The organism is Haemophilus sp. HMSC61B11 (genome assembly GCF_001838615.1).
Taxonomy (GTDB): Bacteria; Pseudomonadota; Gammaproteobacteria; order Enterobacterales; family Pasteurellaceae; genus Haemophilus_D; species Haemophilus_D parainfluenzae_AD.
In genome coordinates this window covers 45,533-60,022 of record NZ_KV838003.1, presented here as the reverse complement: position 1 = coordinate 60,022, position 14,490 = coordinate 45,533, and the positions used below count along the sequence as shown (strand labels likewise).

Below are 14,490 nucleotides of genomic sequence, written 5' to 3'. Positions count from 1 at the left end.
CACCGTTCTACCGACTGAACTAAGGAGGAAATGGTGCCTCGAGGCGGAATCGAACCACCGACACGGGGATTTTCAATCCCCTGCTCTACCGACTGAGCTATCGAGGCGTTATCGTTATTGGCTACTGCCTGACAACGGAGCGTATTAAACTATTTTTTCGAGTATCGGTCAACAATTAAATTCAAAAAAAGTAAAAAAGTTGGTGTGTTTGAGTGGTTAATAACCAAAACGACTATAAAAAGAACGTATTTTATAAAACTCAATCAAAAATAACCGCACTTTCTCAAAAAATAATGCCCGAAAATTCTTTCGGGCATTATATTTCATCACTGAAATTATCGTCTTACACGGAATTTCTTCTGTGCTGCATCCACTTTCAACAAGTAGTTTCTTGCTTGTGATGATGGATGTGCGGTCGTTAAGATACGATATACTTGTTCAGGATACATCTGATTGATCTTATAGATCGCCTCATCTTTATCCTCATCGAATACACGTAATACTGCACCTGCACCACTGTTATAAGCAGAAATCATTGCAAAACGTTTAGAAGTAGGGTTCGTAATACCATCTAAATATTGATTTTGTAGAATCCATAAATAAGAAACACCCGCATCAATGTTATTTGCTGGATCATAAAGGTAACGTGCGGAGGGTTGTCCACCTTTACCTTTCATCGCAAACACATCGCGACCCGCTGTGCTTGGTACCACTTGCATTAAGCCGATTGCATTCGCATAACTGATCGCATATGGGTTGAAGCTGGACTCTGTTTGCATAATACCTAAAATCAAGCTTTCATCAATGCCATAGCGTTCTGCAGCTTTACGGACTAATGGAATATATTTTTGTGCACGCACTTCAACGTGGTTTGCAATCATGGAGATCACCACAAATTGTACGGTGTTACCATTTTGTAAGCGGCGAGTTTGTAATTTATTTTGGATTAAATAAGTTGCAAAGTTACTTGCAATCACTTGGTTAGCAATTTGCTGACCATTATTATCCACGACCTGACCTAATAAGAAAGGACGCGTACTAATCGGTACATCACCAGAAGCGAATAAGTCGATCCCTTTCGCATCGGAGCCCATCAATAAAGTATGGACAATCGCATTGTGTAAGCGATTAAGATCTTGTTGGGTTTCAACAATAATTGTACCTTCATCAAAACTTACGTGGCTACGCGTATAGAAAGAGTCCGTGTATTTCACGTAATCTTTACGGCTTGCCACTAAAAGCTCATTTACCCCCCAAATACGATCGATATTATGGGAGAATTGACCTGTTAAAATATCTAAACCTTGCGTGTCTTTCGAAAACACTTCGTCATAATTAATGCCACGTCGATGGGTTGGCGAGTCACTACAAGCATATAAAAGCGGAAGTAGCGCCAATAATAAATACTTTTTCATAATCTTTTGTTATTTAGATGGGGGAACGTAACCTTCAATATGCACATCTTTGCCCTCAAATAAGAAATTCACCATTTCTTCTTCTAATAATTTACGATGTTCGGCATTCATCATATTGAGTTTTTTCTCGTTCACTAACATGGTTTGCTTTTTGATCCATTCACCCCATGCTTGTTTACTAATTGAATTAAAAATACGTTTACCTAATTCACCGGGATACAGTTGAAAATCCAACCCTTCTGCATCTTTTTTCAAATATTCGCAAAAAACGGTTCTAGCCATAATAATTCCTTACAAATTGCGTTAATAAATTTTTCACAGGCTGAGCTAACCCGATCTGTTCAGGTGACGTTGGATCATACCAATATTTGACCGCACTTAATAGACCAGATTGAGATTCTTTTCCTTTTTCTGACAATTTTTTCCAATCTGAACGATCGCTCTCTTCAGATTTTCGATCAACTTCAACATAAATGGGATGAATGTCTAAGTGAAAATGGCTAAACGTATGACGGAAAGTTACCCATTCTTGATACTCGGTAATCCCTTGCTCTTTCAGATAATTCAATAATGTTTGTTTATCATCAAACTGAGGAAAACAATACAGTCCGCCCCATAAGCCTTTGCTTTCGCGCTGTTCCAGCCAAACTTTTCCTTGATGAGATAAAATCAAAAAATAGCTTTGTTTTTCCGGCAACGATTTTTTGGGTTTCTTTCCTGGAAATGCCATCCACTTTTCGAGTTTATTGGCTAAACAATCATTACTTAGAGGACAAAGATCACATTTAGGTTTCGTTCGAGTACAAATAGCCGAACCAATATCCATCATCGCTTGATTAAATTCCGCCACTTTCGTGGTTGGTGTAACCTGTTCACTCAATTGCCATAATTGATTTTCGACTTTCTTCTCACCAGACCAACCGTCAACAGCAAAATAACGAGAAAGGACGCGTTTCACATTGCCGTCTAAAATCGGATAAGGTTGATTTTGCACAGAAGATAGTATTGCGCCAGCCGTCGATCGTCCCACGCCTGTTAATGCCCAAACTTGCTCAAATTGGGTAGGAAATTCGCCTTGATATTTATCTCTGATGGTTTGAGCGGCTTTATGTAAATTTCTCGCACGTGCGTAATAACCTAGCCCCGTCCACAAATGTAACACTTCATCTTGCGAAGCATTGGCAAGTGCGGTCACATTAGGAAAAGTTTTGATAAAGCGCTCAAAATAAGGGATAACCGTAGTAACTTGAGTTTGTTGTAACATCACTTCGGAAAGCCAAACTCCATAAAGGGTTTTATTTTGTTGCCAAGGTAAATTTTTGCGCCCAAACTTTTCATACCATTGTAGAACTGAATGGGCAAAAGGGGCATCAACAGAGGATTGGGCTAACATAACTTTCCTAAAGTGCGGTCAAAAATAAGCAAAAATTTTGCGATGATTCTATCACTAAAGCACACCACTTGATCAATTTGATTTTTTCAGTATAATTCGCAGTCTATTTGGTGCCGGATTGTCGGCGATTATTAACTCACGCGGTGTAAGTGGAAAGCATTTATAGCGGCGTGGCTTCAATTTGAGGTTTTCTATGAAACAAGGTATTCATCCAGAATATAAAGAGATTACTGCAACTTGTTCTTGCGGTAACGTGATCAAAACGCGTTCAACTTTAGGCAAAGACATCAACCTTGATGTGTGCGGTAGCTGCCACCCATTCTACACTGGTAAACAACGTGTTGTTGATACTGGTGGTCGTGTTGAACGTTTTAACAGCCGTTTCAAAATCCCAGGTACAAAATAATTTGAATCTGTGTGAAGAACCCTGCCTATGCAGGGTTTTTTATTATCTGAAATTCACCATTTTTCAAATTCAATCAATAAAAAAGTGCGGTCAAAATCGACCGCACTTTTAATTCCCTGTTAAGCAATTAGAGATTTATTTAAAAGGTATAATTAACATTTAAACGAATGTCTCGACCTGGTTCAGGTAATGTTGACACACCTGCACGTTGGCTGTGGCTTCGATAATATTTGTTAAAGGCATTATCTAGCGCAAGGTTCACATTAATATTTTCAGCTGGTTTCCATGTAATATAGAAATCACTTACCCCATAGCCTGGACGTTTAGTGGTTGTTGCACCACCGCCACGGTTATTCGTTGTAGCATCGTAACTGGTATGTTGTACAAAACGACCTTTCCAGCCAATTTCAATATCAGGTTGAGTAAAACGATAAGACATACCTGTAGTCCAAGTACGTCCAATTGGAATAGCAGTCACGGTGCTATCTACTGTTCTACCATCTAACTCAGGTTTACTATAAGCCACGCCTGCACGTAATGTTAAACCTTCATATTTATAAGCTGCACCGACTTCATACCCATGATTTCTTAGTTTACCTGCATTTTGAATTTCATAAAAACCCGGGCGTATTTGTGTAAATGCATGTGTATCTTTTACAGTTTGCCAGAAATAACTACCGTTTAAAGAGAAATTATCAGCAAGTTTGTAATTGAAACCCACTTCTGCATTGCGTGATTTCTCCGGTTTGATATTCGATGCAATTGAATAAACGGCTGTTTGACCTCTCGTTTCACCTGAAGATAACATCACTTCATGGAAACGAGGACTACGTGTTGCATAGTTTAAGCTCGCATTAAAGCTTAGATCATTATTCACTTCATAAATTAAACCGACGCTCGGATTTACGCTTCCCTTATGCGATTTTTGCCATTCATTGCTCGGAAATCAAAGTGATCATAACGTAATCCAGTTGTTAAGGTAAAAGCACCTAAGCCCCAAATACCTTCTGCATAAACACCGACATCACGTTTCTTTTGGTTTTTCATTTGAACACCGTTTTGTACGGTTAACGAATTAGGTTTACCCTCTTGATCACGATAATTAACACCGTATTTAATAAGATGAGACTGTCCCACTGCGCTTTCTAAATTTAAATTTGCCCCATTAGCAATTAAACGTGTTTTTGAATTCTCACTTGGCTCTTTACGATTAATCACAGAATGATACACATTGGCTTTAGCATTCGTCACAAAGCCCATATTCTTACCATTCCATTCTAAGTTTGTCGTATCATTTTGTGTAATACGATAACGAGGGGCGTTATTACTACTATTTATAATTTTGTTACCATTACGATCTAAAACATACCAAGTATTCCCTTCTTGGCTTAAAGTATAGCCATTTGCTCGCTGTTCCTTTGTAAGGGTTGGTGGATTACCATTTCTGGCGCTAGCGGTTAACCAATCTTGCGAAAAGTCAAATTCTTCTCGAAGTGCGCGAACACCATAATGGCGCTCTTGACGATGACTTAATTCAAGACGCTGTTCTTCTGTAATATCAACACCAACTTTGGCGAGTAAACCACGTTGATGCAATGCACTGTTCTGAACTTTTTTACTACCCTCTAAATTGCTAAAATTATGACCACCCTTGTAGTCATTTTCGTTAACCCAATTTCCAGAAATTAACGCATCTAGCGGACCAGCCTTAGAATAAACAGTCGCACCTTTAGACCAACCACTATTTGAACTTACACCTGCATTAACTTTGAAACCGATATCTTGTCCTTCTTTGAGCAAATCTTTTGCGCTAACTGTTTCTGCAACAATTGCACCGCTTGTAGCTCCAATTCCAGCACTTGCTGAACCTGTCCCTTTTTGCACGTCAACACGTTTTAATAAGAACGGATCAAACATAAAACGACCTTGGTGATGGAATAATTGTGCATCGGTATAAGCACCATCAATTTTCACATCAACTTGATCTTGTCCCATACCACGAATTGTAAACCATTGTGATGTACCACGACCGCCACCAAAATTAATTGCTGGTTCATCTTTTAATAAACCTTTTAATTCAGTCTCAGTGCTACGCTCCATTGTTTTTGTTGTAATCACATTAGTCTTACTTTTTGCCCCGCTGTTCTCGGAAACAACATTAATCACATCTAATTTTTCTTCAGCCTGGACATGACCTGCAACAAATACGGCAAGTGGCAATAAGGCAAAATTTGCTCTCTTCATTATATATACCTTCCATAGATTTAAAACGATAATAATTATTATTTATTTTTGAGTATTAAGTCAAGATTTCTTTGCGTTTCTGTTGTCTAAATTAATTACACACAAAAAAAGCCCTGTATAAACAGGGCTTCAATCATCTATTCTTACTTAGAAAGTATATTTTACCGTTGCGTAATAAGCACGACCAGGTTCGTTGTAAGTATGAGCATTGTAATTTGTACTGCTTGATGAACGATAAATGCGTTTATCAAATAAGTTACTTACACCAACACGAATGCTGATTGTATCTTTCCAATTATAACCCGCACTTAATCCCCAAACTGCATAGCCACCAATATCTTCTGAGCCAGCAAGCTGATTAATGTATTTATTGTTACCATTTTCCATACGGTTTTCCGGATTTTTACGGGATTTTTGTTTACCGTATTGCGTATAAGTTAACATCGCATCCAAACTATCGGTGATTTGATAACTTAAGCTTGAATTCAAGGTATATTTTGGCACGATAGAAAGCGGATTACCCGTATCTTTATTTTTGGTTTTGTGCATATAAGTAAAGTTATTCACCCAGTTTAATTTATCTTGGATTAATGGTAACGTCAGATTACCTTCAAAACCTTCAATCACTGCGCGGTTTGCATTACCCCATTTATATACATAGTTACCTAAGTTGGTTAGGCCGATAAATTCACCATCAGACACGATTTTGTTACGATAGTCATTACGGAAGTAAGCTACAGAAGCTAGAAGTCCGTCTTTATCATATTCAATTCCGATTTCTTTATTCCAGCTGGTTTCTGGTTTAATGTCGCTATTACCTTGGAAATAACAGGTTTTATTATTTGGTACATTCGTTGGACAGCCTTGACCTAAAGTAAACAACAAGTAATTCGGGTTAGTTTGATAAAGATTCGGTGCTTTATAAGCTCTTGCAATCCCACCTTTAATTTTCCAATCATCGTTGAGACTTTGTAAGAAGTTTAAACCACCACTTACATTAGAGCCTGAATAAGTGTTGTAATCATAACGTAAAGATGGCGTTAAGATCGTGGATTGTGTTGCTGAAATATTATCTTCAACAAATACCGCCCATTCCGTTTGACTGCTATGACCGCCTCGTACATTTGAGATACCACTTGGTAAACGTTCTTTCAAATCATAAACTACCTTACCTGTTTTTTTGTCTCGTCGTCCACCAAGTAACTGTGTCATAGAAGAAGCATCATCTAAACTGCTGTGTACGCCTTCAAAACCAACTGTCAGCATATGCTCTACACCCAAGGTAAATGGGATATAGAATTCAGAACTAAAGCGCGTATTTTTAAGAATAGAATCGCTAAAGGCTGATGTACTCGAATAACTGCCTTCTGGACCACCTGCTAAATATTCTGGTAAACGGCTGTTTTTAGTTTTATCAAAAGTAATATAGGTTTTATTGTCAAAATGATCGAATTTACCTTCATAGGTTAAAGCATAGTTCTGACGATATAAACGAGCGGTTTCAGCTTTGCTTCCCGCCAAAGTTTTGGTTTCAGGATAGTTTTTATTATTATAAAGCCCTGCTGAGCTATTTTGTGTATCACCGTTATAAATATTACCTTGACGGCTGAAACCAGAATCCAAGGTTAATTTATTTTTCTCATTGATATTCCACACTAAACGGCCATTAATATCTTTATTACGTACGCCTTCACGACCAGCAATTGCAGGATCGCCATTAATACCGACTTCATCCGCTTGAGTTTTATTCCAGTTACCATATAAACGGAATTGCAATACGTCTTTAATTAACGCTCCGCTTAGATTAAAACCGACACGGTTCGTTGCACCTTCATCGCTGTCTTCTGGTTGATTGGTGTAATAGCTCAAGCTACCGTGTAAATCATTGGTAACAGGTTTAGTGATAATATTAACCACCCCACCCATTGCACCTGAGCCATAGCGTGCCGCTGAAGGACCACGCAATACTTCAATTTTTTCAATCGCTTCAACTGGCACCCAGTTACTGTCGCCACGAGAGTTACGTTCACCACGCACACCATAACGTTCTGCATTACGAGAGGTGACTGGTTTACCATCCACTAAAATCAATGTATTTTCTGGTCCCATACCACGAATATCAATTTGACGTTTATTTCCGCGTTGTCCTGTAGATGAGTTACCCGTCAAATTCACACCTGGCATGGTACGTAATACTTCAGAAACATCATTTGTCGCTGGGCGTTTTTCTAAATCTTTTGCTGTCACAAGAGAAGAACCAAGTGATTGTTTTACCTGATTTTCTGCTGTAACTTTAATTTCCTCTAGTTTCTCTTCGCCATAAGAATAGCTTGAAAAAAGCGCGATGGTTAATGTGCTTAATGCGAAGAATGATGTTGTTTTTAAATGATTGCCTTTATACATTGAATGCTCTCCTGGTATATGTGAAATAAATAATACCCGAGAATTCTAGTACAATATAATTTGAGTGTAAACAACAATTCTTATCATTATTATTCAAATTAAATGAACAAAATACCTAAATTTTGACCGCACTTTCTTGCAATCCCAACAGATTCTAGTATCATTCACGGCTTACTAATTTGGCGAGTTTATTTCTATTGTCGGGTTCCCTACCCCCGATTAACCAAATAAAAAGGTCTTAAAATGAAAATTAATACTCCGATCTTCAATGATCAACAAAAACGTTTTGCTTTAATTTTATTAAGCTTGTTTCATATCTTTATCATCACAGCCAGTAACTATTTCGTTCAAATTCCATTTGAAATCAATTTAAAATTGACCGCACTTGGTTTTGCTGATGATTTTTCCTTCCACAGCACATGGGGCACGCTCACCTTCCCATTCATTTTCTTAGCCACTGATTTAACAGTACGTGTATTTGGGGCAAAAGAAGCCCGTTGGATCATTTTTATTGTGATGCTCCCCGCACTTATCGTGAGTTACATTGTTTCTGTTGTTTTTTCTGATGGACAATATCAAGGTTTAAGTGCATTAAGTGAATTCAATATGTTTGTTTTCCGTATTGCATTTGCGAGTTTCTGTGCTTATGTTTTCGGTCAATTATTAGATGTCTTAGTATTCAACCGCTTACGCCAATTAAAAACTTGGTGGATTGCACCGAGCAGCTCAATGACATTTGGTTCCCTTGCGGATACCTTTATGTTCTTTTGTGTCGCATTTTATAAAAGTAGTGACCCATTTATGGCAGAACATTGGTTTAGCCTTGGATTTGTCGATTACTTATTTAAATTATTTGTCGGTATTGTCTTGTTTGTACCTGCTTATGGCGTGGTACTGAGCATGATCTTACGTAAACTTCAATCTCTCGCAAGCTCTCGTCAGTTTGCTTAACTTAAGGAAATAAAATGACTGAAACCCTTTCTCTTAGAGCCAAAATAGAACAAAGCCCAATGGGGGCTTATCAATGGATGATTGTGGTCATGGCTGCCATCATGAATTTACTTGACGGCTTCGATGTATTAGCCCTTGCCTTCACGGCAACAGCCATTCGTGGCGAATTTGGTCTCACGGGGATTGAGTTAGGTTATTTATTAAGTGCCGGCTTATTTGGCATGACCGCTGGCTCACTTTTCCTCGCACCACTTGCAGATAAAATTGGTCGTCGCCCATTGTTATTAATGGCAGTATCACTCTCCGCTATCGGAATGTTAGGATCGGCGTTTATTTCACAATATCAATGGCTTGGTTTCTGGCGCGTTCTCACCGGCCTTGGTGTTGGCGGGATTTTAGTAGGCACAAACGTGATCACCAGCGAATATTCCTCTCGCAAATGGCGTAGCTTCGCGATCAGTGTCTATGCGGCAGGTTTTGGTATCGGTGCAGTATTAGGCGGTATGTTCGCTGTGATGTTGCAAGGTGAATATGGCTGGCGTTCAGTGTTCCTAGCAGGGGCTATCTTGACCGGTTTACTTTTAGTGGTGTTATTTATTTGGTTACCGGAATCCATTGATTTCCTCACATCTAAACAACCTAAAAATGCAGAAGTGCGGTTAAATTTAATCGCAAAAAAAATTGGTTTAGCCGGTGATTGGAAACTTCCAGAAAAAGCGGAAAAAGTTAAAACTAAATTGCCTATTAGCCAATTATTCAGCGAGAAATACTTACATTCTACCCTGTTAATTTGGACGGCTTTTTTTGCGATCATGTTCAGCTTCTATTTTATTAGCTCATGGACACCAGCCTTATTAAAAGAAGCAGGAATGACAACTGAGCAAAGTGTCAGTGTAGGGATGATGATTTCATTAGGTGGCACCTGCGGCGCCTTAATCTATGGCTTACTGGCTAGCCGTTGGACAGCTCGTGGCGTGTTAATTTTATTCACCGTATTATCTTCTGCTGCAATAATTACCTTCATCTTATCCTCATCCGTTTTATGGATTGCGATGGTATTCGGTATTTTAGTTGGTGCGCTCATGAATGGTTGTATCAGCGGTCTTTATACCTTAAACCCGCTTACTTATGATGCCGATATTCGTAGCACCGGTGTGGGCTGGTCGATTGGTATCGGTCGTATTGGTGCAATTCTTGCTCCAACGATTGCCGGCCAATTATTAGATATGGGCTGGGACAAACAGAGTTTATATGTGGGCGTGGGCTTTGTGATGTTAATCTCAACAGTCGCACTCTTTTTCTTAAAAAGCCGCTCAGAAATTAAAGCATAATTTTAAAAAATATAACAAAAGGCGTAATAAACACGCCTTTTTTATTGAGTTGATAAAGTACTCATCCCTAGCCTTCAAATCAGAAAGATTCTCAAGTTATTTTATGTAACATTTTCTTCTAAAAATCCTTTGTTATCCATCTTGAATTTCAACGCATTATGGTGTTAAATCGGCGCATATTATAAGGGTATAAAATTATAAGAATAAGTGTAGGAATTTATGTGCCAATTACTCGGAATGAACTGTAATACACCGACGGATATTGTCTTTTCTTTTGAAGGCTTCCGTCGTCGTGCGGGTCTTACCGATTGCCATTCAGATGGCTTCGGTATCGCTTTTTTTGAAGGCCGTGGTGTGCGTATTTTTCGCGATAACCACGCTGCATCACAATCCCCTATTGCGGATTGTGTAAAACAATACAAAATTAAATCACTGAATGTAATTGCTCACATTCGTAAGGCAACGCAAGGCGGTGTCACCATTGAAAATACCCATCCCTTTATTCGTGAAATTTGGGGACAAAACTGGGTCTTTGCTCACAACGGTAATTTAAAAGAATTACCGGATATGTCTGAGAGTTTCTGCCAACCCATTGGTTCAACGGATTCAGAAGCGGCATTTTGTTATATGGCGGAATATTTGAAAAATCGTTTCCGTCGTAAACCGTCTGAAATAGAAATTTTTGAAGCCATTCAAGACATTACCAAAGAGCTCTCACAAAAAGGGACCTTTAACTTCATTCTTTCAAACGGAGAATGGATGATTGCCCACTGCTCAACCAATTTGCATTACTTAACACGTAAAGCTCCTTTTGGTAAAGCTCACCGCATTGATGATGATGGTGTCATTGATTTTAATGATTATGCAAAAGATGGCGACAAAGTCACCATCATTACGACGTTCCCTCTCACCAAAGATGAGCCTTGGGTCAAAATGGAACATGGTGGTTTCGTCTTCTTCAAAGAAGGGGATAAAATTGCTGAGGTAGTAGGCGTGGCAAAAGAAATGGAAGATGACGGTACATTAGGCAATCGTGCAGCAGCCTGATAACAAATCAAAATAAAAAGTGCGGTCAAAAACATCAGAGATTTTGACCGCACTTTTTTATCTACAATTAACGCATTGTGACAAATTCTTCTGAACCTGTTGGGTGAATCGCCACTGTATTATCAAAGTCTGCTTTGGTTGCACCCATTTTGATTGCCACAGCAAAACCTTGAATCATTTCATCCACACCAAAACCAATGCCGTGTAAGCCCACGATTTTCTCTTCTTTGCCGACACACACTAATTTCATTCGGCAAGGTTGACGATGTTCAGTGACAGCGGTGTACATTGCCGTGAAAGAGGATTTATACACTTTCACATTTTCTTCACCATATTGCTCAATCGCTTGTGGTTCAGTTAAACCGACTGTACCAATTGGCGGATGGCTAAACACGACAGTTGGCACAAGATTGTAATCTAAATGCTCATTCGGTTTGTTATTGAATAAACGCTCGGATAAACGACGACCTGCCGCCACGGCAACTGGTGTTAATTCAATACCACCTTCGATAATATCACCCACAGCATAAATGCCAGGTACGTTTGTATTTTGATATTTATCGACAATAATTTGTCCGCGTGAATTGGTTTTCACACCGGTTACTTCAAGATTAATCACATCCGTTGCTGGTTCACGACCGATTGCCCAAATTAACGTATCCACTGTGGTTTTACGGCCATCTTGTAATTTCAAGGTAAGTGAACCATCCGTATTTTTCACTACTTCTTCAGGCAACGCTTTGGTGTGCAGTTGGATACCATCTTGTGCTAACACTTCAACTAAAGTCTCGACAATCAATGGATCTTGATTACGCAATGGGGCATGTTGGCGTACAAACAAATGTGTTTCGCTGCCTAAGCTATTTAAAACACCCGCTAATTCAACAGCAATATACCCTGCGCCTACTACTGCGACACGTTTTGGTAACTCATTTAAAGCAAACACACCATTTGAATCAATCCCGTATTCTGCGCCTTTTACCGCTGGAATACTTGGGCGACCACCCGTAGCAATTAAGATATGATCTGCAGTCACTAATTCTGTTGAACCATCTGCATAGCTCACTTCAATCGTTTTCGTATCTTTAAAACGTGCAAAACCATTAAGCACATCGACATTATTTTTCGCTAATACATTATTGTAAGAGGTATGAATACGACCGATGTAAGCTTGACGACTTTCGACTAATTTCGCGTAATCAAACTTTTTCACTTCTACATCAAAACCATAAGCCGGCGCATAACTATTAATCGCTTCTGCAATTTGAGCACCATAAAACATCACTTTTTTCGGTACACAACCCACATTTACACAAGTACCACCGAGATGTTTTGCTTCAATAATCGCACATTTTTTGCCGTAGCTTGCCGCACGGTTAATTGAGGCTATCCCGCCGGAACCACCACCGATAGCAATATAATCATAATGTTTAGTCATTGTAATGATCCTTTTTTTACTTACTAGAATTTTCTCCTATTTTGCCTAAAACTAAAGAAGAAAGCTATAAATTGATTTAATTGGGATTGTCTATATGAAAAGAAAGATCCTCATTTTCAGCATAAATATCAACATACAAAGTAGATTTTCGTTATAATGCCAGCTTACCTCCAGCAAAAAACAAGCATAAATCATCTTAAAAACTAATCAGCTTACCAAAGGAAAAACCGATATGGCAATCTGGAAAAAAGCATTCACACTTAAGCAGCTCAATGAAATGGGAAAACATTGTGCCGTTGGGCATTTGGGGATTGAGATTTCGGCTTATGGAGAAAACTGGATTGAAGCAACAATGCCCGTCGATCATCGCACCACTCAGCCTTTCGGTCTATTACATGGTGGTGTGTCTGTGGCGTTGGCTGAAACCATTGGTTCATTGGCAGGATTTCTCTGTATAGAAGAGGATCAAGTTGCCTTGGGATTAGATATCAACGCCAATCATCTTCGCCCAGTGAAAAAAGGTTTTGTTACCGCAAAGGCAACACCAATTGCTTTAAGTCAAAATATCCATGTTTGGCAAATTGACATTCGCGATGAACAAGATAAACTTTGCTGCGTTTCTCGATTAACGCTTTCTATCAAATATTTATGACTACAACTCAAAAAATTGGCATCATTTTAGCGAATCTTGGTACGCCAGATGCCCCTCAACCTACTGCGATCTCCCGTTATCTAGCAGATTTTTTAATGGATCCCCGTGTGGTCGATTTGCCTCGTTGGAAATGGTATCTCCTTTTAAAAGCTATTATTTTACCTATGCGTTCTAAACGCATTGCACGAAATTATCAATCTATTTGGACAGAACAAGGCTCTCCCCTACTTGCCATTACAAAGCAACAACAAGCGGGTTTACAAGCTTATTTGACTGAACAAGGTATCAATGCACAAGTCGAAATTGCCATGACTTACGGCAATCCTTCGATGCAAAGTGCAGTCAAAAATTTACTCAAAAATGAGGTGGAACGCATGATTGTGTTGCCGCTTTATCCACAATATTCCAGCACCACAACAGGCGCATTAATCGATGCTTTCAATCGTGCGATTGCGCAAGAGCGCAATATTGTACCTTTTGAGTTTATTCATTCTTATCATCTTGATGAAAACTACATCAATGCCTTGGTGGACTCCATCAAAGTGCGGTTAAAACCAGATGAGTTTTTGCTCTTTTCTTATCATGGAATTCCATTACGTTATGAAAATATGGGCGATTATTATCGTCAGCATTGTAAACAAACCACGATTGCCATTGTGGATAAACTCGGTTTAACCGAAAACCAATGGAATATGACGTTCCAATCTCGTTTTGGCCGTGAAGAATGGTTACAACCTTATACGGATCACTTTTTAGAAGAAGCGGCTTCTCAAGGCATTCAGAAAATAGCTGTGATCTGCCCGGGCTTTTCGGTGGATTGCTTAGAAACCTTAGAAGAAATAGAGGTTGAAAATAAAGAGAAATTCTTGACACATGGCGGCGTTTCTTATCACTACATCCCTGCATTAAATGCAGAAAAAGCCCATATTGAAATGATGGGAGAATTGATTTTGGATAAGTTGCAGTAGTAAATCTCCTTTAATTAAATCTCCCCCTAGCCCCCTCTTTACTAAAGAGGGGGTATTTTATTGGCAAATAAATGCTCTATGTTCTATGCTCTATGCTCTTAGTCCTCTCAAATACTCCCATAAAATATTAAAAGTAACTCATAAAAAAGCCCCTCTTTTGTAAAGAGGGGTTGGGGAGATTTAAAAAGATAAACAAAAAGGCGAACCTTGGGATTCGCCTTTTAAGATTTCCTTCTAATCCA

At 39.0% G+C, this 14,490-nt stretch carries 11 protein-coding genes, 1 tRNA gene and 1 pseudogene; 6 read left to right on the top strand and 7 right to left on the bottom strand.

Annotated features, from left to right (window positions below; translation table 11 throughout):
* Window positions 1-31 precede the first annotated feature (31 nt).
* From HMPREF3263_RS09425 to mutY, 4 genes are all read right to left on the bottom strand, one after another.
* Window positions 32-107 (bottom strand) — tRNA-Phe (locus HMPREF3263_RS09425).
* 228 nt (window positions 108-335) lie between these two features.
* Window positions 336-1,415: a membrane-bound lytic murein transglycosylase MltC gene (gene mltC / locus HMPREF3263_RS09420; protein WP_005696844.1), complete on the bottom strand. Its 1,080-nt coding sequence runs from the start codon at window positions 1,413-1,415 to the stop codon at window positions 336-338.
* Between the two features lie 9 nt (window positions 1,416-1,424).
* Complete coding sequence (locus HMPREF3263_RS09415; RefSeq protein ID WP_005696845.1) at window positions 1,425-1,697, bottom strand: oxidative damage protection protein; 273 nt, start codon at window positions 1,695-1,697, stop codon at window positions 1,425-1,427.
* Complete coding sequence (mutY, locus tag HMPREF3263_RS09410) at window positions 1,690-2,808, bottom strand: A/G-specific adenine glycosylase (protein ID WP_005696846.1); 1,119 nt, start codon at window positions 2,806-2,808, stop codon at window positions 1,690-1,692. The genes HMPREF3263_RS09415 and mutY overlap by 8 nt, the downstream gene beginning before the upstream one ends.
* A 193-nt stretch (window positions 2,809-3,001) precedes the next feature.
* On the opposite strand from mutY, the gene rpmE reads away from it, so the two are divergent.
* Complete coding sequence (gene rpmE, locus HMPREF3263_RS09405) at window positions 3,002-3,214, top strand: 50S ribosomal protein L31 (RefSeq protein ID WP_005696847.1); 213 nt, start codon at window positions 3,002-3,004, stop codon at window positions 3,212-3,214.
* Between the two features lie 139 nt (window positions 3,215-3,353).
* Here rpmE and HMPREF3263_RS09400 read toward each other — a convergent pair.
* Both HMPREF3263_RS09400 and HMPREF3263_RS09395 read right to left on the bottom strand, forming a co-directional pair.
* Window positions 3,354-5,458 (bottom strand): annotated as a pseudogene (locus HMPREF3263_RS09400) (TonB-dependent receptor domain-containing protein).
* A 147-nt stretch (window positions 5,459-5,605) separates the two neighbouring features.
* Window positions 5,606-7,861, bottom strand: coding sequence for a FepA family TonB-dependent siderophore receptor (locus HMPREF3263_RS09395; RefSeq protein ID WP_070853241.1), 2,256 nt, complete (start codon window positions 7,859-7,861; stop codon window positions 5,606-5,608).
* Between the two features lie 243 nt (window positions 7,862-8,104).
* On the opposite strand from HMPREF3263_RS09395, the gene HMPREF3263_RS09390 reads away from it, so the two are divergent.
* From HMPREF3263_RS09390 to HMPREF3263_RS09380, 3 genes are all read left to right on the top strand, one after another.
* Complete coding sequence (locus tag HMPREF3263_RS09390) at window positions 8,105-8,812, top strand: 7-cyano-7-deazaguanine/7-aminomethyl-7-deazaguanine transporter (protein WP_049375429.1); 708 nt, start codon at window positions 8,105-8,107, stop codon at window positions 8,810-8,812.
* Window positions 8,813-8,826: 14 nt separating this feature from the next.
* Window positions 8,827-10,143, top strand: coding sequence for an MFS transporter (locus HMPREF3263_RS09385; protein WP_070853240.1), 1,317 nt, complete (start codon window positions 8,827-8,829; stop codon window positions 10,141-10,143).
* Between the two features lie 219 nt (window positions 10,144-10,362).
* The gene (locus HMPREF3263_RS09380; RefSeq protein WP_070853239.1) at window positions 10,363-11,190 is read left to right on the top strand and encodes a class II glutamine amidotransferase; all 828 of its coding nucleotides are present in this window, start codon (window positions 10,363-10,365) and stop codon (window positions 11,188-11,190) included.
* 67 nt (window positions 11,191-11,257) lie between these two features.
* On the opposite strand, the gene gorA is transcribed toward HMPREF3263_RS09380, so the two are convergent.
* Window positions 11,258-12,628, bottom strand: a complete 1,371-nt coding sequence (gene gorA, locus HMPREF3263_RS09375) for a glutathione-disulfide reductase (protein WP_005696855.1) — start codon at window positions 12,626-12,628, stop codon at window positions 11,258-11,260.
* Between the two features lie 232 nt (window positions 12,629-12,860).
* On the opposite strand from gorA, the gene HMPREF3263_RS09370 reads away from it, so the two are divergent.
* Both HMPREF3263_RS09370 and hemH read left to right on the top strand, forming a co-directional pair.
* On the top strand, window positions 12,861-13,280 hold the full coding sequence (locus HMPREF3263_RS09370; protein WP_070853238.1) for a hotdog fold thioesterase: 420 nt from the start codon (window positions 12,861-12,863) through the stop codon (window positions 13,278-13,280).
* On the top strand, window positions 13,277-14,248 hold the full coding sequence (gene hemH, locus HMPREF3263_RS09365) for a ferrochelatase (RefSeq protein ID WP_070853237.1): 972 nt from the start codon (window positions 13,277-13,279) through the stop codon (window positions 14,246-14,248). Before HMPREF3263_RS09370 ends, hemH begins: the two co-directional genes overlap by 4 nt.
* Window positions 14,249-14,490 lie beyond the last annotated feature (242 nt).